Origin of the sequence: Phocaeicola faecalis, from assembly GCF_021730445.1 — a bacterium.
GTDB lineage: Bacteria > Bacteroidota > Bacteroidia > Bacteroidales > Bacteroidaceae > Phocaeicola > Phocaeicola faecalis.
Map to the genome: position 1 here is coordinate 108686 of NZ_JADNRM010000003.1, position 20311 is coordinate 128996.

Here is a 20311-nt window from a genome sequence, read left to right on the forward strand (position 1 = left end):
TCAGTTCACACGTACATACGCATCGGGCTACACGTACGTACGCATCGGGCTACACGTATATACGCATAAGCCTGCACGTACGTACGCATAAACCTACATATATAATCAAAACTGTAATGACAATTGCGGGTCTTCCCCTAAAAGGTTAAATGTCATCCGATGGTAAGGAGTCGTGCCATATTCCCTGATGGCCGCACGATGTTTCTTGGTAGGATATCCCTTATTAGAACTCCAGTCATAATAAGGATACTCTTCATGCAAAGTATTCATATAGTCATCACGATACGTCTTTGCCAGAATAGAAGCTGCTGCAATAGAAAGATATTTGCCATCTCCTTTCACCACTGTGGTATGCGGTATATCCTGATACTTTTTAAAGCGATTTCCATCTATCAACAAATGTTGGGGCTTCAGTTTCAACCCATCCACAGCACGATGCATAGCCAGAAATGAAGCATTCAGAATATTTATCTCATCAATCTCTGCAGGTGTCACCACTCCCACAGCCCATGCCAAAGCCTCCTTTTCTATCACTTCACGAAGAGCATACCGCTGATGTTCTGTCAATTGCTTGGAGTCATTCAACAGCTCATTTTTAAAGTCTTTTGGCAAGATAACGGCAGCGGCATAGACCGAACCGGCCAAACATCCACGGCCGGCCTCATCGCATCCGGCTTCCACCAATTCTTTGTTTAAGTAAGGTAACAGCATACTATTGCATTTCAAATTGTCGTCTGCAAAGATACTTGTTTAAAAGAAAAAATCAGTAGACAGTCTCAAAATAAACAGTTATTTTTATATAGGAGCTAAGCTTTACTTCGACCATTCAAATTTCAATAGCCTCAACCGATATTAAAATAGATATTGCTTGTGTTTCATGTTTTTTTTCGCTTACTTGCGCTTGTAAGTTAAAATAAGAAGTTATATATGAAAAAGATTTTTTTTATTGGCATGGCCATTATAACCATTGCTGTTTCCAATTTTTTACTGACTTCTTGTTCGGATAAGGCATCTCAGCCCACTATACGTACCCTGTCGTCGGTGAAGCTTTTGTCCGATGAAAGTTTAGGTACTCCCTATCATATTTGTGTGACAGACAAATATTTAATTTTGGGAAATATGAAGAGTGATACGATTTTAGAAGTATATACACTAAACGAAAGGAAAAAAATAAATCAGTTTTTACTTCACGGAGAAGGTCCCGGAGAAATGTTGCTTTTATCCAGTATACAATACTCTAAAGCCGGTCGCTGCTTTTACTTGTCTGATGTCTTAAAGAATCTAATTTATGAAGTGTCGGAATCGGATATTGAAAAAGCACACCCCAATATAAAAGAAATCTTTCGTTTTCAACCTGAGAAGCTACCCAAAAATGCAATGATTGGTGGCTGGCAGAAATTTTTGTCAAATGGGAAAATGCTGGCATCCGGTGCTGCTCCAGAAGGAATGTTAGCCTATTTTAATCAGCAAATGACAGAGTTTTCTTATTATGAGGCTTATCCTGATAAAGAAAAAGTAAACAGTGAACTTACAGACAGAGCTAATATTCAGTTGTATGCTTCGTGTAGCGCAGTATCTCCAGATGCTGAAAAATTGGCGGTGGCTTGTTATGGTGCCGATGTGATAGGATTTGCGCGATTGGATGGGAATGGTTTGAAGACTAAATTTGTCAAAGCTCAATACCCTAATGATATTTATGTGGAACATTTTGATTCGGAGAATGTACAGGCTGCTTTCACAAAAGAATCTTTGCGGCACTACGCTTGGGTTACTGCATCTGATAAAAAGGTTTATGCTTTATATAGTGGAAAAAAAGAAAGAGACTGTGCTCGGGGATTGATGCGTGGTAATGAGGTGAGATGTTATGACTGGGATGGGAATCTATTGGAAAAAATAAAGTTAGATTGTGAGGTATTGCAGATAGCTATCTCGCCTGACAATCAATATCTCTTTGCTGTAAGCGAGTCTCCGGGAACAGGTTATAGTATTTTAAAATATGAGCTATAAATTATTATTGTTCAAAAAATTAAATAAGCTATTATGAAAACACTCAAATTCATTCTATTCACTATCCTATTGGCAGTGGCTCCGCTGACAAAGGTTTATGCACAATGCGACAATCCCTTGAAATGGACTTTATCACGCACCTGGAGCAATGGCTTCAAAGCATTGCCCGATGTCTGTACCAATCTGAAGGAATTCCAAGCACAGTACAACAAAAATCAGGCACAATGGGATGCCATGTTCAAATGGCTGGCAGGCCATGATTTGCAAACCATACCTGCCGGAAGACATCCGATAGAAGGAACCTCGCTGGTTGTATCCGTTGAAGACAGCAAAAATGACCCACTGGAGAAACGAGGCTCAGAATCACATTACCATCATATAGATTTCCAATATGTGGTGAAGGGCACGGAACGCTTCGGGTTGCTGGACCATGCCAGCTCTTACCCTAACCGTGCTTATACACCCGACTTTATAAGCTATGACTTCGATGTGGATAAAACAACTTTTATAGACTCCACACCCGGACGTTTCTTCTTGTTTTTCCCTTGTGACTGGCACATTGCAAAAATTGCGACAGACAGCGGTTCGCAAGATATCAGGGTCATTGTGGTGAAACTGGACTATATACAATAAAGCCCGGCTATAAAATATGTCTTCTCCAAAGACAGACAAGAGCCTATCTTGCTTGCAAAATAGGCTCTTCTTTTACAGAAAAGGACGTATCTTTGCAGCAAAACGATAAAAGATATGTTTACTATTATAGGAATTATGTTTGCCGGGATGTTGCTCGGCTTTCTGCTACGCAAACAACGACTATCGTGGATACACAAAGTCATTACTGTTTTTATTTGGCTACTGCTTTTCCTGCTGGGAATAGATGTGGGAGGTAATCAAGAGATTATCAACGGATTACATACTATCGGTTTGGAAGCTATCACCCTCACCTTGGCAGCCGTACTGGGTAGCGTCACTGCTGCCTGGGCATTATGGTATATGGTATATAAAAGAAACGGGAGGACCGAAGCATGAAAGGAAGTCTGATTATCATCTCTTTTTTTGTTATCGGCACGCTATGCGGGGCTTATCATCTGATTCCATACGACTTTACGCAAAGCAATTTAAGTTATTATGCCCTATGCGCATTAATGTTCAGCGTGGGCATCAGCGTGGGAAATGACCCGCAGACACTCCGCAATTTCCGTTCACTCAATCCACGCCTTATATTTCTGCCCATCATGACCATTTTAGGCACATTAGCAGGATGCGCGGTTATCAGTTTATTCCTCTCCCACCGTTCTTTGTCGGATTGTCTGGCTGTCGGCTCCGGCTTCGGTTACTATTCATTGTCAAGCATCTTCATAACCGAATATAAAGGAGCGGAATTAGGAACTATTGCCTTACTGTCCAATATATCGCGTGAGATTATTACACTGCTGTTTGCACCTTTGCTTGTAAGATGGTTTGGAAATCTTGCCCCCATATCATCCGGTGGAGCAACTACTATGGATACAACCCTGCCTATTATCACAAGGACAGCGGGGGAAAGTTTTGTGGTCGTTTCTATTTTCCATGGGTTTGTGGTAGATTTTAGCGTACCGTTTCTAGTCACTTTATTTTGTTCGTTTCCGTAAGTTTTATCATTCGCCGGATAAACAAACCCAATCGGAGTTATCAATCAACATTCTTCAGGCACGGATTACACGGAAACACGGAAAAGAAATAAATTCATCCGTGTAAATCCATGAAATCCGTGCCTGAAGAATCGAAGAAGCAGAGGGTCAAAACATTTTGCTGACACGTTCGATGCCGGCAGCCAAAGCTTCTATCTCCTCTTTCGTATTATAAAGTCCGAAAGAAGCACGCACTGTCCCTTCTATACCCAAACGAATCATCAACGGTTGCGCACAATGATGTCCGGTACGGACAGCAATGCCCAATCGGTCGAGCAAGGTTCCCATATCCAAATGATGAATATTCCCTACCAGAAAAGAAACGACACCACTTTTGTGTTCCGCCTCACCAAAGATACGCATCCCTTCTATCTCTTTCAAACGTTTCATGGCATACACAGTCAATTCGTGCTCATAGGCAGCAATGTTGTCCATTCCGACAGCCGATACATAATCAAGCGCTTTTGCCAATGCCGTGGTGCCGATATAATCGGGTGTTCCGGCTTCAAACTTAAAAGGAAGTTCATTGAAAGTGGTTTTCTCGAAACTGACACTCTGTATCATTTCCCCTCCCCCCTGATAAGGCGGAAGTTTATCCAACCATTCCTCTTTTCCATAAAGTACACCTACCCCCGTAGGTCCATATATCTTATGCCCGCTAAATGCAAAAAAGTCTGCATCCAAGTCCTGCACGTCCACTTTCATGTGAGGTACGCTCTGTGCACCGTCTATCAGGACAGGGACACCGTGACCGTGAGCCGTTGCAATCATCTCCTTCACCGGATTTACAGTTCCGAGTACATTGCTGACATGCACCAGGCTCACTAATTTTGTACGTTCAGAAAAGAGTTTCTCATACTCATCTATAAGCAGTTCACCCTTATCATTCATCGGAATAACCTTCAGCACAATACCTCTTTTCTCGGCCTGCAATTGCCAAGGAACGATATTGCTATGGTGTTCCATGGTAGAAACAATCACCTCGTCACCTTCCTTCATCTGACTTTCGGCAAAGGAAGAGGCCAACAGATTGATACTTTCAGTAGTCCCCCGTGTAAACACGATTTCATTCGAACTGCGTGCATTGATAAACTTACGAACAGTTTCGCGTGAGGCTTCGTGCAACTCGGTCGCCTGCTGGGAAAGAAAGTGCACACCGCGATGAACATTGGCATTGACCGAATAATATTCGTCGGTAATGGCTTCTACAACACAACGCGGTTTCTGTGTGGTTGCCCCATTGTCCAAATAGATAAGCGGCTTACCATATACTTCCCTGCTCAATATCGGAAAGTCTTCCCTTATTTTCTGTATATCGTACATAGTTATCCTTTCTATTTACACATAGCGCAACCCTGGCACTTGTTCAGTTCGCCACGGAAGCGTTTTTCCACCAACAGGTGCAGGCGGTCTTTCAATGCCTCCAGACGGATGGTGTCAATCACTTCATTCACGAATGCAAACATCAACAACAGCCGGGCCTCATGAAGACTGATACCGCGCTGCTGCATATAGAATAATGCATTTTCATCCAACTGTCCTACAGTGGCTCCATGTGAACATTTCACATCATCTGCATAAATCTCCAGTTGAGGCTGAGTGTACATGTGTGCATCACGCGTAGCGCAAAGATTGCGGTTGGTCTGTTGGGAATTGGTATGTTGTGCTCCCGGACGTACCAATACCTTTCCTGCAAAAGCACCGACTGCCTGGTCATCCAATACATATTTAAACAGTTCGTTGCTGGTGCAGTCACTCACTTTATGGTCAATAAAAGTATGGTTATCCACCTGTTCGTTCTTATCAGCAATGGCCATGCCGCAAAGATTGATTTCGGCCCCCCGGCCCGACAATGTCACTTCCGTTGTATTGCGGGTAGTACCGTTGTGCAAAGTCATGCCGTTCAGTAAGACATTACTGTTGGCTTCCTGATTCACATAAAGGTTACTGAAACGCACACTGCTGGTATGGGTTTCTTCAAGTTCGTATAAATCGAAGACCGCATTCTCGCCGATATGAGCTTCAATCACCTGCGTAGAAAGGAAGTTCACATTATCCATTGCATGGTCGCAGACAAGCAGGCGGGCTTGTGCCCCATCTTCCAGCACAATCAGAATACGGCGGTTCACCATAAAATTGACATCTGCACGAAGAATATTCACCAACTGAATCGGCTTGTCTATGACTACTCCCTTGGGAACATACAACATAAAACCATCCTGCGCAAAGGTTGTATTAAAGGCAGTAATACCGTCCTTGGCTGTATCGGCCAGTTTACCATAATACTTCTTTACCAACTCAGGATGTTGTTCGGACAATTCTTTCAGGCTACCCAACAGTACGCCTTCCGGCAATTGTGATTTGGTCAATGATTTATTATAGAAAGCATCATTCACTACAAAGTAAAGAGAAGTGCTCATATTAGGCACATCACACTTAAACACTTCGTATGGATTCACCGGTATATCAAGTCGGTTCAGGTTCAAGCCATAATCAGGCTCAAACAACTTACTTGCATCGATGTATTTATACTTCTCCTGCTTGCGAGTAGGGAATCCCAATCGTTCAAAATCAGCAAATGCCTGTGCACGGGGAGCATTCAACACCTCGGCACTATGCTTGCATATCATTGCTTCGCATTGGGAAAAGAGGTCAATATATTGTTGTTCTGCTCTCATAATTATTCTCCTAATTCAGCTTTAATCCAATCGTAACCACGCTTTTCCAATTCCAATGCCAGTTCCGGACCGGCAGTTTTCACAATACGGCCTTTATAAAGCACATGAACGATATCCGGTTTGATATAGTCCAGCAGACGTTGGTAATGAGTAATCACGATACAACTGGTTTCGGGAGTTTTCAACTTGTTCACACCTTCCGCTACGATACGCAAAGCATCAATATCCAGACCTGAATCTGTCTCGTCCAAAATACTTAACTTCGGTTCAAGCATTGCCATCTGGAATATCTCGTTACGCTTTTTCTCTCCACCCGAGAAGCCCTCATTCACCGAGCGATTGGCCAGCTTATTATCCAACTCGACAACTGCACGCTTCTCGCGCATCAACTTTAAGAACTCGCTGGCAGTCAAAGGCGTCAAACCTTCATACTTCCGTTTTTCGTTCACCGCAGCACGCATGAAGTTCACCATGCTCACACCGGGGATTTCTACCGGATATTGGAACGAAAGGAACAAACCTTCATGGCTACGGTCTTCAGGACTCAACGCCAACAAGTCTTTTCCTTCAAATGTAACCGAACCTTTCGTCACCTCGAAAGCCGGATTACCTACCAATACAGACGAAAGGGTACTCTTGCCGGAACCATTCGGCCCCATGATAGCATGAACCTCACCCTTCTTTATATTCAAATCAATACCTTTCAATATCTCTTTGCCATTGACACTGGCATGCAAATCTTTTATCTCTAACATAATCCTTTATCTTTTTATTTATCCTACGCTTCCTTCCAATGAAATAGCCAACAGCTTTTGAGCCTCCACAGCAAACTCCATCGGAAGTTTATTGATAACTTCTTTAGCATAACCGTTCACAATCAGCCCGATGGCATCTTCTGTCGGAATGCCGCGCTGATTACAATAGAACAACTGGTCTTCACTGATTTTGCTGGTCGTTGCTTCGTGCTCCACCACAGCCGTTTCATTGTGAATATCCATGTAAGGGAAAGTATGTGCACCGCAATGGCTGCCCAGCAGCAGAGAGTCGCACTGACTGTAATTACGTGCATTCTCGGCTTTCTCGGCCACACGCACCAATCCACGATACGAATTCTGGCTTTTGCCTGCACTGATGCCTTTACTCACAATCGTAGAACGTGTATTTTTACCCAGATGAATCATCTTGGTACCGGTATCGGCCTGCTGGTAGTTATTGGTGACAGCAACAGAATAGAATTCCGCCGTAGAATTATCTCCACTCAGGATACAACTCGGATACTTCCACGTAATGGCCGAACCCGTTTCCACCTGTGTCCAACTCAATTTGCTGTCCACCCCTTTACAATGTCCGCGCTTAGTCACGAAGTTATAAATACCTCCTTTACCTTCGGCATCCCCCGGATACCAGTTTTGGACAGTAGAATATTTCACTTCGGCACGATCGTGCACCACAATCTCCACAATAGCGGCATGCAACTGGTTTTCATCACGCTGAGGAGCCGTACATCCTTCCAGATATGACACATAACTATCATCATCCGCCACAATCAATGTACGTTCAAACTGTCCGGTATTTGCCGCATTGATACGGAAATAAGTAGAAAGCTCCATAGGGCAGCGCACTCCTTTCGGAATATACACAAAAGAGCCATCGCTAAATACAGCCGAATTTAGTGCGGCAAAGAAGTTATCACGATAGCCCACCACCGAGCCCATATATTTCTGTACCAAATCAGGATGTTCCTTCACTGCCTCACTGAATGAGCAGAAAATAATGCCTTTCTCCAACAACGTTTCGCGAAAAGTAGTCTTTACCGATACAGAGTCCATGACCGCATCTACCGCCATACCACTCAGTTGACGCTGTTCGTGCAGAGGAATACCTAATTTATTAAAGGTCTTAATCAGTTCCGGGTCTACTTCATCCAAGCTCTTGGGACCTTCCTTCTTCTTGGTCGGGTCGGCATAATAAGAAATAGCCTGATAATCTATTTCGGGAATCATGAGGTGCGCCCATGTAGGCATCTCCATTGTAAGCCAATGGCGGTATGCTTTCAATCGGAATTCCAACAGCCATTCCGGTTCCTCTTTCTTGGCAGAAATCAACCGAATGACATCCTCATTCAACCCCTTCTCTATAATGTCTGTGTGAACATCCGTAGTGAAGCCATATTTATACTTCTCCTGCGTCAGCTCTTTCACATATTTATTGGGTTCTTCTTGCATATCTTATATTTCTATTAATTGTTCTGTTACATTTTTGAATACCGGGAAAAAGATGCCGGACAAGTCTCTCATTGAATAATATAACACCGACTCCTGCTTCTTTGTTGCATCTATCATCTCATCTTTCGGGTCAATATATTCCAATACATGGATGGCTAACCCTATCAGTATCATATATTTCAAAGCCCCTAATCCACTTCCCAACCAACGATTCAACCATCCCAAACGGACAGCGTCCAAAGCCTTCGTCAGAAGAGAGGCAACCAATGCAAACCCCAACGGCACTGCCACCCAAATAAGAACAAATGCCAATATCTGGGCAATAGTAGTTGATGTTCCCAAGACAGGGGCAAGCTTTTCGGCAACGGTAGCAAATAGAGCCCGCGCCACCAGAAGCCCTGCTATCAACCCGACAATAGAGGCCAGCTGCTTCACAAACCCTTTCATCAGGCCCTGTAGCACTCCGACACCTATCACCACCAATATAATAATATCTATTGTCGTCATCTTTATGATATAAAAAAGGCACGGATTACACGGAGATACACGGTTTTATAAATACCATCCGTGAAATCCGTGTAATCCGTGCCTGATAAAACTATTATAGAGTCTGTTTAACTTCTACTTCTTCGTAAGTTTCAATGATATCTTCAACCTTAATATCATTGCAGTTTGTCAAACTGATACCACACTCAAAGTTAGTACCGACTTCCTTCACATCATCCTTGAAACGCTTCAGTGCGTTGATAGTACCTGTAAATACCACAATACCATCACGAATCAAACGAGCCTTATCCGAACGTTTCACTTTACCGGTCTTCACCATCGCACCGGCAACAATACCGACCTTGCTGATGTTGAACACTTCACGCACTTCGATAGTAGCAGTTACCTGTTCCTTCAATGTAGGAGCCAACATACCTTCCATCGCAGCCTTCACTTCCTCGATAGCGTCATAGATAACAGAATATTTACGGATATCGACGCCATCCTGTTCTGCCATCTTAGCGGCAGCACTTGAAGGACGCACCTGGAAGCCAACAATAATTGCATTCGAAGCAGCAGCCAAAGTAACATCAGACTCAGAAATCTGACCCACACCTTTGTGGATTACGTTAACCTGCACCTGCTCGGTAGACAATTTAATCAAGGAGTCGCTCAATGCTTCCACAGAACCGTCCACGTCACCCTTAACGATGATGTTCAATTCATGGAAATCACCCAACGCCAGACGGCGTCCGACTTCATCCAGTGTCAACATCTTCTGAGTACGCAAGCCCTGTTCACGTTGCAACTGCTCACGCTTATTGGCTATTTCACGAGCTTCCTGTTCGGTATCAATCACATGGAAAGTATCACCGGCAGCAGGAGCACCATTCAGACCCAGAATCAACACCGGTTCAGAAGGACCTGCCTCCTTGATACGCTGGTTGCGTTCGTTGAACATTGCTTTCACCTTACCGTATGAAGTACCTGCCAACACGATATCTCCCATACGGAGTGTACCGTTCGACACAAGGATGGTAGCTACATAACCACGCCCCTTATCCAATGTTGACTCAATAATAGAACCGGTAGCCTTACGGTCGGGGTTAGCCTTCAAGTCAAGCATTTCGGCTTCCAACAATACCTTTTCCAGCAACTCGTGTACACCTGTACCTTTCTTTGCCGAGATATCTTGTGACTGATATTTACCTCCCCATTCTTCTACAAGAAAGTTCATAGCAGCCAATTCTTCCTTAATCTTATCAGGGTTGGCATGCGGCTTATCTACCTTATTAATAGCAAACACGATAGGTACACCGGCAGCCATAGCATGATTAATCGCTTCTTTGGTTTGTGGCATCACATTATCATCAGCAGCTACAATAATAATAGCGATATCCGTTACTTTCGCACCACGGGCACGCATCGCAGTAAATGCTTCATGACCCGGCGTATCAAGAAAAGTGATACGGCGTCCGTCTTCCAACTTCACATTGTACGCACCGATATGCTGGGTAATACCACCCGCTTCACCTGCAATTACATTTGCCTTACGAACATAGTCCAGCAATGAAGTCTTACCATGGTCTACGTGACCCATCACAGTAACAATCGGAGCGCGCGGTTGCAAATCTTCTTCTGCATCTTCCTCTTCGGTAATGGCCTGTGCCACTTCTGCACTGACATATTCAGTTTTATATCCAAACTCTTCAGCAACAAGATTAATCGTTTCAGCATCCAAACGCTGATTGATGGAAACCATAATACCGATGCTCATACAAGTAGCGATAACCTTAGTGACAGGAACATCCATCATACTTGCCAGTTCGTTGGCTGTAACAAACTCGGTAATCTTCAATACCTTGCTTTCTTCCTGTTCCATTTCTTCCAGTTCCAACTGGCGGTTCATCACGTTTTCACGTTTCTCCTTACGATACTTAGAGGCCTTGCTCTTCGTCTTGTTAGTCAGGCGAGCCAAAGTTTCTTTTACCTGCTTAGCTACATCCTCATCGCTGACTTCCGTTTTGACAACCGGCTTCTTAAAGCGGTCTTTATTAAATTTTCCGCCTCCACTCTGGTTATTGTTCGGTCTGTTATTTCCACCACCTTTACCGGAATTGTTATTATCCCTGCGCTGATTATTATTACTATTATTGTTATTCGTACCACCGGCAGCATTAATATCTACCCGTTCTTTGTTAATACGATTACGTTTCTTCTTCTTGCCATCATCGGTTGCACTTCCTGCTCCCGGTTTAGCAATTTTATCGTCACTCTTTCTTATCTCCTTGATAATAGCATCTTTCATCTGCTTACGCTGTTCCTGACGCTGTTTATCCTTCTCTTCTCTCTCTTTCCGCCTTTCCTCTTTCGATTTCTTCTTCGGACGAGTAGACTGGTTCAATGCATCCAGGTCAATCTGACCTACTACATTAATCTTTGATTTAAATTCAGTAGGACGAATTTTAAATACATCGTCTTCTTCTTTTTCCTGAACGGGTGCTGCGGGTGCTTCTTTTTCCATTTCTATCACCTGGGGTTTCTTCTGTTCTTCCGCTTTTTGTTGAACTTCGGGTTCTTTCTTTTCTTCTTGTTGGACAGGGGCAGGCTTCGGTTGCGGAGCAGGCTCTTGTATCTTCTCTTCTACCACTACCGGTTCTTGAGGAGCTTCAACTTTCTGTTCTTCAACCTTCACAGGCTCTTCCTTCTTGGGTGCCGGCTGCTCAGTCTTCACAGAGACCGGTTGTTCGGCTGCCTTAGGAGCAGGGCGTTTGTTCAAGCTGTCCAAATCTATTTTGCCCACTTGCTTGAATTTTGGGCGTACATCTTCAGGGATAACAGTTTTCACGACTTCCTCTTTTTTAGGTTTTTCAAAACCGTCAATAGAGATTGAAGCCTTGTTACGATCCTTATTCTGTCTTTCCTGAATAAATTTCTCAGACTCTATTTTCAAATTCTTATCTGTGCTGAACTCTTTCACAAGTACAGCATATTGTTCTTCGGTAATTTTCGCATTAGGGCTGGCCTCAATGGTGTAGCCCTTCTTTTGCAAGAATTCAACTACCGTCGTTATTCCTACATTTAAATCTCTTGTTACTTTGTTCAGTCTAATCGTCATACTCGTTTTTTAATTATTAACTACGAGCCGGTGCCGAAGATTACTCTTCAAATTCAGCTCTTAAAATTCTCAACACGTCATCTACCGTGTCTTCTTCGAGGTCCGCTTTTTCAATCAACATTTCACGCGGGGCATTGATTACAGCTTTAGCCGTATCCAATCCGATACCTTTAATGGCATTGATAACCCATTCATCAATTTCATCCTTGAACTCATCCAAGTAGATATCTTCGTCCATCGCGTTTTCATCCAGTTCGCGGTACACATCAATCGTATATTCGGTAAGCATACTGGCGAGCTTAATATTCATACCGCCCTTACCGATTGCCAAAGATACTTCTTCCGGTTTCAGATAGACTTCAGCTTTCTTGTCTTCTTCGTGCAACACGATTGAAGAAATTTTGGCCGGACTCAAGGCACGCTGAATGAACAACTGAATGTTAGAAGTATAGTTAATCACGTCAATGTTCTCGTTACGCAACTCGCGCACGATTCCATGAATACGTGAACCCTTCACACCAACACAAGCACCTACCGGGTCAATACGGTCATCGTAAGACTCAACTGCAATTTTTGCACGTTCGCCCGGAATGCGCGCGATTTTCTTAATGGTAATCAATCCGTCATTAATTTCGGGGACTTCCATTTCGAACAGGCGCTGCAAGAACACAGGTGAGGTACGGCTCAGGATAATTTTCGGATTATTGTTTTTATTGTCCACACGAGCCACTACAGCGCGGGCTGTTTCGCCCTTACGGTAGAAATCGCTCGGGATTTGTTCAGTTTTGGGGAGTAACAGCTCATTGCCTTCATCATCAAGCAACAAGATTTCTTTCTTCCAAATCTGATAAACTTCCGCACTGATTACAGTACCTACCCTATCAATATATTTGTTGTATAAACTATCTTTTTCCAGTTCCAGAATCTTCGACGCCAATGTCTGACGCAGATTCAGGATGGCGCGTCGGCCAAACTTGGCAAAGATTACTTCATCAGTCACTTCCTCACCCACCTCATACGAAGCATCTATCTTCTGAGCTTCCGTCAGTGAGATTTGCATATTCGGATTAGTCAAGTCCTCATCTGCAACAACTTCACGGTTACGCCATATTTCGAAATCGCCCTTATCCGGGTTCACGATAACGTCGTAATTTTCATCAGTGCCAAACATTTTCGCGATTACACTACGGAAAGACTCTTCGAGTACACTTACCATAGTTGTTCTATCAATATTCTTTAATTCCTTAAATTCCGAAAATGTATCAATCAAGCTGATTGTTTCTTCTTTTTTGGCCATAATTATTTAAAACTAATTAAGTATTTAGTGTATTTTATCTCATCATACGAAAAAGTAACATCTTCTTCCACCAGTTTGGGACGCTTTGCTCCTTCCGGTTTCACTTTTCTCTCAATAGTTACAGTAAAGTTATCTTCGTTAGCCTCCTTCAACACACCTTCCAGCTTCTTACCGGTCTTAGTCAGCACTTCAACGTCCTTACCAATGTGTATCAGGTATTGTTGTAACACCTTAAAAGGTTGTCCGATACCAGCCGAGCCTACTTCCAACTCATAGTCTTCCTCCTCACGGTCTAGCTTAGACTCAATGTAGCGGCTGAGTTCCACACAATCGTCAATCCATACCCCTTCGGCATGGTCAATTTCTACTACAATTTTGTCATCCGGGTTCACTGTGACGTCTACTAAAAAGTAATCTTTACCTTCCAACCATTCGTCAACAATCCGGGTTACTACATTCTTATCTATCATTTATTAGTTATTAAGAACAAAAAAAGGGCTTAATCAAGCCCCACCATTCATCCATTTCGCTGCAAAGATACAAATTATCTATCAGTGCCACAAAATATTCTATTAAAAAATTGTAGTTTTGCAGAAACTTATAACACTATGGGTAAAAACAGTTTAAATACCAACAAACAATTCATGATAGGCAATGGCATACTTGCCTTCGGAGTCTTGGCTGTAGTCATTATCTTCCTTTATATGTCTTTCCGTTTCAAGCGGGATGCAAATAAGGTCGTCACTTACGAAGGCGTGTACAACATCGAGGTAAGTAAAGACTTTGCCGGTGACAGCATCGCAATATATGTAAATGACAGCCTACTGATGGACCGCACCATGCCCGATGCCAGCCTAAAACTGGAAATCAATCGGTTTGCAGAAGGAAATGTCCTAATGGTGGTGGACAACAAAACGGATAAAACCACCCCTTTCAATCTTAATCCAAAGGGAAGCAAAGTGATTGTCAAAAAGGATGGAGACGTGATTTATATACTTGAAAAAGAAGCGGATACAGCCCAATAAAGAGCCGGAATGACAAAGAAGGAGATGTGTCAACAGTTATGTTTATGATTGGAACTTTGACACATCTCCTTCATTACTAATGATACTCTTCAAGGCTGCTATATTTACCCCTAACAAGAAAAGTACCTATTCGATTTCTTGATACAATGTACTTTTAACATTGAATAATCATTTATTTATCAAATTTCTTTTCAGTACTTGTCTCTTCACTCTGTTTTTATCACTTCTGCAGTTTCAACTTACGCGAAGCCTCCAAATTCCCCGAAACAGCCTTCAACACAAGCGTCTGAGAATCGGCCGTCGCAACAAGAAACGAAGCAACACCAGCTTCAGCTTTTATTGTAGCCGGACCGCGCACCTCGCCGCCTTGTAATACTTCCAGCCTTACTTCACGATTGTTCTCTCCAAAACAATCGGTACCATGCAAATCCTTCAAGTTGACATAAACAATCAGCAAGTCACAACACGAGGCAGGCACACCGCTTTCAAAATAAGTGATATCCATCGCCTCAACTGCACCCGGTGTGCGGACAACATGTTCGGCCACAGCTTTTCCATCCTTATATCCTATCGCTTTTAATTCACCCTGCTCCCACTTGACATTGAAGAACGTAAAGGGAGGAAAGTCGATATTCACAGCATTTCCGCCATCAGGACGCGATACATACTTTGCAGTAGACGGTTTGTTGTCAGGACGCTGACGTGCCACTACTCGCCCGTTTAACAACAGTTGCACTTCATCTACATTACCATATACTTGCAATGTATCCGAAGAATCTTCCAGCCAATGGCTGTTGATAAAAACTTCGTATGCCATAGGTCCGGCAGGTGTAAAACTTCCTTTTTTTACCTGCGTACGGAAATAAAGCAGACCGAATTTAGGCAAACGGAACACATCAGCCAAACCACTGTAACAGATATTGTCGCAACATCCCCGATTATAGTCATACATACTCCACACTGCGCCACCAATCGTCCAAGGATAATAAGCACGATAACGGTTATGACTCCACTGGGCATTCCAAGCGTTTTGCGTCATTGCATGGTCACCGTCTCCACGAGTCACTCGAGTCGTGCTATAATGTCCACCAAATTCATAATCATAATATTCACGGATAAAGCCCGGTTTTCGGGTTGTATTGGGACGATTATATCCTTCCTCCCAATCATTATAGCATACATCGAAACCATCATATCCATAAGTATCGCCCGATGTATAACATTGGTCACCGGGAAATTCCTCATGAGCAGTCTGCACCGCTTGATCTTTCCAGTTTTTGGGAGGCCATGATTCATTAAGGGTTGTTTCCCACATAATGATAGAGGGATGGTTACGGTCACGGCGTATCAAATCACGAATATCCTTGTATGTATGATCAATGAACCCCTGTGCCTTATTGAAGAATTGCCATCCGGGAATCGGTTCAATAACCAGCAAACCCAACTCACCACAAGCCTCCAGCACAGATGGGTCTTGCGGATAATGCCCCAAACGCACCGTATTAAAACCATTGTTACGTATCTGATACATATCGCGGTATTGCGCTTGGTCGGAAATGGCATTCCCCACATAAGGATACTCTTGATGCCGGTTGCTTCCTTCCAGTATCAGAGGCTTGCCATTAATGACAAACCCTTTCTCGCGCGTCATTTCAATACGGCGTATTCCGATACGCGTATTCTCACAATCGGTAACTTCCCGACCGTCCATCACCTCGGTACGCAATACATAGAGAGCAGGCGAGTCGGGATACCATAATTTAGGATTGTTCACTGCAAACTGCTGCGTATGATGCAGCGTAGTGCCGGCAGCCAAGACAAGCGGACTTTCCACCGAAGCCACTTTCTTGCCACATCCTCCTTTCTTCTTGCTCCATTCATAAAGAGTATGCCGTATAGTCAGATGTTTTTGTATTCCGGTTTTATTACTTACCTGTGTTTTCACCTTTACCTCAGCTTCCTGCTCCGATACCCGGGGATAAGTGACAAAGACTCCTCCTCCGGCCACTTCGTCCGCCATAATAGGATGAGTAATATGCACAGGCTGTTTTACGATGAGATTCACATCGCGATACAATCCTCCGTAGTAACAGAAATCAAGCGTCTCCAAAGGTTTGCCGGGAGGTATGAGCGGATTGTTCCGATTATCCAAACGCACCAATATTTCATTGGCGCGGTCGGCATGAAGCATTCCGGTAACATCCGCCACAAACGGAGTATAACCACCGGAATGCTGTGTCAAGTGTTGTCCGTTCACCCATACGTCTGCCAGATGCATCGCTCCTTCAAATTCCAGCCAAAGTTGCTTATCTATTTCTTTTCTACTGATATTTAACTGCTTACGATAATAGCATATCCCTTGCCACTGATGAAGTACAACAAGCGGTTCCACAAAAGGAGTATGTGGCAAATTGACCTGCTCCCATTTTCCCATCGAAAGCTGATTGAGTTCCAGTTCCAAAGTGTCCGGATGTACTGCCAAAGCCTGATTTTGTGCCTCTACATGTTGGATATTGAATTGTGAACTCCAATCAGAACCTTGATTCTTTATTTCAGTCAATTGTTGTTCCTTCTTCAAACGTTGGAACTCCCAATCAGCATTGATTTTTATGCTTTGTGCGCCAAGCGGTAAAGCAAACAATAAAACGAATGCGAAAGATGCAATATTCTTTTTGTTCATATATATTTATATTAAGATGCCTTCCCAAAAATTAAAGCAATATTCAATTGAACAAAGTTAAATAGTTTCCCGCTTATTAAATATAGATTCATTAAAAAAAATGGTAAGTGGAGATTTACTAGTGAATAGTCTTTCAATAAACAAAACAGATTGATTTATAAACAGAGAGAGCATAGTGTCCTATCAAACACTACACTCTCACATTCTATCATTTAGCCAAGTAAGTTTTTCCAAACAAGATATTTCCCTGTTTATCAACTACTTGTATTTTTAAGCCATCCTTAGCAATCTTACCTTTTAAAGCTGTTACACTCTCATTTACCAAAACTGGAAAATGAACTTTTTCCGATGGTTCATAATAATAATACCCCGGCTTGTTAATATGATAATGCCCTGATATCATTACATCTATTTTACCTCTATTCAAAATAGGTATAAACTTCTCTAATACTTCAGTTGGACCATGCCATATATCACCCTGCCAATCTACCGGAGGCATATGACCGATTACAATTTTATAAGGAGCTTGTTTAAAGTCATCAGATTCTATGACTTGTTCCAACCATTTAGCTTGTTCTGTCCGATAATTATCATAATCAGTTATCCCACTATATTCAATATCAGAGTCCGGTTTATCTTCACCTGTATCAAGAAAGATAAAAAAAGCAGGCCCCTGACGCAGAGTAAAATATAAATGCGGTTCTTTTACTGAAAAATAATTTTGGAAAGAAGTTGCAAAAACCCCTCTCGTTTCATGGTTACCACGAGCATAATACATTGGCTTTTCTTGAGCAAATAATTCTATTGACTTATTCATAAAGCTATCAAATACTTGTTCTTCACTCTTGGATTGAGAAACCATATCCCCATTATAAATAACCATATCACTCTCTGTATAATTTGCAGCATTCAATAATTCAGAAATATCATTTGTCCGACCATGAATATCATTTAGAACAGTAAAAGATATCTCTTTCTTATTACGGTTATTCGTAGTAAAGCATAACGGTTTCTTACTCCAAACATCTGTTGCAGCTATTCTTCCATAGATAACTTCTACTCCTTGGTGATCTAATATTTCCTGAGAATAAACCCTATAACGATAAGTTGTGCCAGGCTTTAAGTCTGAGATTTTTACGCTATGAATCAGACTTGTATTTTTCACTCCATTCTTAGAATCAAAATACCTACTTCTCTCCTTTTGATAAAAATTAGATCCATCATCTGGAGCCAGTTCTACCCAACCTATTGAAGGTTTATTAGACACCCAAACAATCGTAGTTTCCGTTTCTTTCAGATTCTGCAAATACGGACCATATTTAATCTCTACACGTTCTTGAGCAAATACTACCACCGCTCCAAAGCATATCAAAAGAATGCTTATCAAAAAGCGCTTGATTTTTTCCATTTCATTCATATTTAATATCTAAATCTTCATCTCGGTTTTAATAGCCTTCATTCTGTTTTAGGTTGGGATTCCGATCTAATTCCGTTTGTGTAAAAGGTAAGTATCGGTTATATGGCTCATACTTAAGTTGTTCCAGTTTACGGAACTTCTCATTCTCCGCTGTCGGTAATTCTACTACTGCCCTACGAGTAGGATCTGTTTCTTTCATATCCACTGTACCTGAAATACGATACAATGTCTGATTCATAATTGTTTCGGCCAAAGGCTTTCCTGTTGTATCCTTCCAGCGAAGCAAGTCTGCCCTACGTAAACCTTCTCCTGCCAACTCGATACAACGCTCCCTACGTACCAACTCCCGCAATTTATCTTGAGTATTATACTTGTTTCGATCCACTACAATATGCCCTCTCGTTGTTCTCAATTCATCTAATATATCAAAAACTTCTTCTGTATTCTCATTCTTTTCTACATTAATTTCCGCTATGGTCAACAAAACCTCGGCATAACGAAATAAAATAGGGCAAATAGCAGCATTACTTAATGAAGGAGAAAACTGAGTTGTTGGAAGAATATATTTGGCCCAAAGTAATCCTGTATGTGAAGCATTAGTAGCCGCATCCATAAAATCAGCATTTGCACTTTCACCTATTTTTTTATCTAATGTATTAAAAATGCGCTTCACCCCTGCAGGCGATGTAAAATCCATACCCGGATAAATCACGGTCTTATACAAACGTGGATCACGGTTATAAAATGGATGAACAGGATCATACCCCGAACCTTTTTCATCAATAGTTTGTCCATTGTTCATTTCATACATATCTACAAAGTTCTGGGTAGGCACCCAAGAGGCCCATCCTCCATCTTGATTATTAAACATACGCACTGCATTATCGAAAGCATAAGTATCCTTTACATGTTGCATTGCACATATAATTTCATCAGAATCAACACCAGCTTCGCTGAACATTGTCAAGAAATCAGGGTCCAACTTATATAAATCTAAGTTCTGTATATCACGAGCAGCCTTCATAGCCTGATCTAGATCTCCCCAATACAAAGAAGCCCGCATTTTAATAGCTAAAGCAGTACCTTTAGCTATCCGACCTCGTTCTTCTGGCCTTTTATTCAAATCGGCTATGGCCACATCAAGTTCATCATAGACAAACTTCTTAACGTCATCTTCCGAACTTCTAGGTAACTGTGCGTCTTCCGCAAGTTCAGGAAGACCAGTTATTAATGGAATACCTCCATACCAAAAATTCATCTGAAAATAACGCCAGGCTCTAATCGTACGAACCTGCGCTACCAAATCTTTCTTTTTAGCTTCATCTGCAAAAAGCACTTGTCCTGCATTCTCCAAAACGAGATTACAACGGCGAATGGTTGTATAGCTATAATATCCTACAGTAGAAGTCGATGATGAAGAGCCGTTTGACACATTCTTATAAGAACTAGACCCAGTAAAACTATAGGATATGTCCGACATACAATCGGCAAAAAAAATGTCACTGGAACCTGTTGCCGGATTATTCCAATTTTCGTAGCAAGCCGTAACTGCATTTATTACATCAGCTTCTGTTTTCCAAAATGTTGCCGGAGATAATTGATCATTGGGAATCGTATCAAAGAAATCATTACATGCAGATAATCCTCCACATAAACAAACAGATACAATCAAATACTTTATCGTTTTCATAATATAATTCATTTTTAG

Annotated in this window: 17 protein-coding genes; 5 read left to right on the top strand and 12 right to left on the bottom strand. The window is 42.2% G+C overall.

The genetic code is table 11. The features are described 5' to 3' along the window. Nucleotides 1-105: 105 nt before the first annotated feature. Complete coding sequence (locus IR173_RS05755) at nucleotides 106-711, bottom strand: ribonuclease HII (protein WP_237038719.1); 606 nt, start codon at nucleotides 709-711, stop codon at nucleotides 106-108. Between the two features lie 216 nt (nucleotides 712-927). On the opposite strand from IR173_RS05755, the gene IR173_RS05760 reads away from it, so the two are divergent. The 4 genes from IR173_RS05760 (at nucleotide 928) to IR173_RS05775 (ending at nucleotide 3638) form a co-directional block, all read left to right on the top strand. After that, the gene (locus IR173_RS05760) at nucleotides 928-2007 is read left to right on the top strand and encodes a BF3164 family lipoprotein (RefSeq protein WP_237038720.1); all 1080 of its coding nucleotides are present in this window, start codon (nucleotides 928-930) and stop codon (nucleotides 2005-2007) included. Between the two features lie 33 nt (nucleotides 2008-2040). Next, entirely contained in the window at nucleotides 2041-2640 is a 600-nt protein-coding gene (locus IR173_RS05765; protein ID WP_237038721.1) for a YhcH/YjgK/YiaL family protein, read from the top strand. A gap of 114 nt (nucleotides 2641-2754) precedes the next feature. Next, the gene (locus IR173_RS05770; RefSeq protein WP_237038722.1) at nucleotides 2755-3036 is read left to right on the top strand and encodes a LysO family transporter; all 282 of its coding nucleotides are present in this window, start codon (nucleotides 2755-2757) and stop codon (nucleotides 3034-3036) included. Beyond that, on the top strand, nucleotides 3033-3638 hold the full coding sequence (locus tag IR173_RS05775; RefSeq protein ID WP_237038723.1) for a lysine exporter LysO family protein: 606 nt from the start codon (nucleotides 3033-3035) through the stop codon (nucleotides 3636-3638). The genes IR173_RS05770 and IR173_RS05775 overlap by 4 nt, the downstream gene beginning before the upstream one ends. A 147-nt stretch (nucleotides 3639-3785) precedes the next feature. On the opposite strand, the gene IR173_RS05780 is transcribed toward IR173_RS05775, so the two are convergent. From IR173_RS05780 to rimP, 8 genes are all read right to left on the bottom strand, one after another. Beyond that, nucleotides 3786-5000, bottom strand: a complete 1215-nt coding sequence (locus tag IR173_RS05780; protein ID WP_237038724.1) for an aminotransferase class V-fold PLP-dependent enzyme — start codon at nucleotides 4998-5000, stop codon at nucleotides 3786-3788. Between the two features lie 11 nt (nucleotides 5001-5011). Continuing rightward, nucleotides 5012-6355, bottom strand: coding sequence for a Fe-S cluster assembly protein SufD (sufD, locus tag IR173_RS05785; protein ID WP_237038725.1), 1344 nt, complete (start codon nucleotides 6353-6355; stop codon nucleotides 5012-5014). Nucleotides 6356-6357: 2 nt separating this feature from the next. Beyond that, complete coding sequence (gene sufC / locus IR173_RS05790) at nucleotides 6358-7110, bottom strand: Fe-S cluster assembly ATPase SufC (RefSeq protein WP_237038726.1); 753 nt, start codon at nucleotides 7108-7110, stop codon at nucleotides 6358-6360. A gap of 18 nt (nucleotides 7111-7128) precedes the next feature. Next, complete coding sequence (gene sufB / locus IR173_RS05795) at nucleotides 7129-8580, bottom strand: Fe-S cluster assembly protein SufB (RefSeq protein ID WP_237038727.1); 1452 nt, start codon at nucleotides 8578-8580, stop codon at nucleotides 7129-7131. 3 nt (nucleotides 8581-8583) lie between these two features. Beyond that, nucleotides 8584-9087, bottom strand: a complete 504-nt coding sequence (locus IR173_RS05800; protein WP_237038728.1) for a CvpA family protein — start codon at nucleotides 9085-9087, stop codon at nucleotides 8584-8586. A 94-nt stretch (nucleotides 9088-9181) separates the two neighbouring features. Next, the gene (gene infB / locus IR173_RS05805; RefSeq protein ID WP_237038729.1) at nucleotides 9182-12184 is read right to left on the bottom strand and encodes a translation initiation factor IF-2; all 3003 of its coding nucleotides are present in this window, start codon (nucleotides 12182-12184) and stop codon (nucleotides 9182-9184) included. Nucleotides 12185-12224: 40 nt separating this feature from the next. After that, on the bottom strand, nucleotides 12225-13481 hold the full coding sequence (nusA, locus tag IR173_RS05810; protein WP_005942450.1) for a transcription termination factor NusA: 1257 nt from the start codon (nucleotides 13479-13481) through the stop codon (nucleotides 12225-12227). A gap of 2 nt (nucleotides 13482-13483) precedes the next feature. Then, the gene (gene rimP, locus IR173_RS05815; protein ID WP_237038730.1) at nucleotides 13484-13951 is read right to left on the bottom strand and encodes a ribosome assembly cofactor RimP; all 468 of its coding nucleotides are present in this window, start codon (nucleotides 13949-13951) and stop codon (nucleotides 13484-13486) included. Nucleotides 13952-14089: 138 nt separating this feature from the next. Here rimP and IR173_RS05820 point away from each other — a divergent pair, with 138 nt between their 5' ends. Then, nucleotides 14090-14506: a hypothetical protein gene (locus IR173_RS05820; protein ID WP_237038731.1), complete on the top strand. Its 417-nt coding sequence runs from the start codon at nucleotides 14090-14092 to the stop codon at nucleotides 14504-14506. A 220-nt stretch (nucleotides 14507-14726) separates the two neighbouring features. On the opposite strand, the gene IR173_RS05825 is transcribed toward IR173_RS05820, so the two are convergent. The 3 genes from IR173_RS05825 to IR173_RS05835 form a co-directional block, all read right to left on the bottom strand. Beyond that, nucleotides 14727-17186 carry a glycoside hydrolase family 2 protein gene (locus tag IR173_RS05825; RefSeq protein WP_237038732.1) on the bottom strand — a complete coding sequence of 820 codons (2460 nt, stop codon included), beginning with the start codon at nucleotides 17184-17186 and terminating at the stop codon, nucleotides 14727-14729. A gap of 208 nt (nucleotides 17187-17394) precedes the next feature. After that, nucleotides 17395-18594: an FN3 domain-containing metallophosphoesterase family protein gene (locus IR173_RS05830; protein ID WP_237038733.1), complete on the bottom strand. Its 1200-nt coding sequence runs from the start codon at nucleotides 18592-18594 to the stop codon at nucleotides 17395-17397. Nucleotides 18595-18631: 37 nt separating this feature from the next. Then, nucleotides 18632-20293: a RagB/SusD family nutrient uptake outer membrane protein gene (locus IR173_RS05835; RefSeq protein ID WP_237038734.1), complete on the bottom strand. Its 1662-nt coding sequence runs from the start codon at nucleotides 20291-20293 to the stop codon at nucleotides 18632-18634. Nucleotides 20294-20311: the final 18 nt, after the last annotated feature.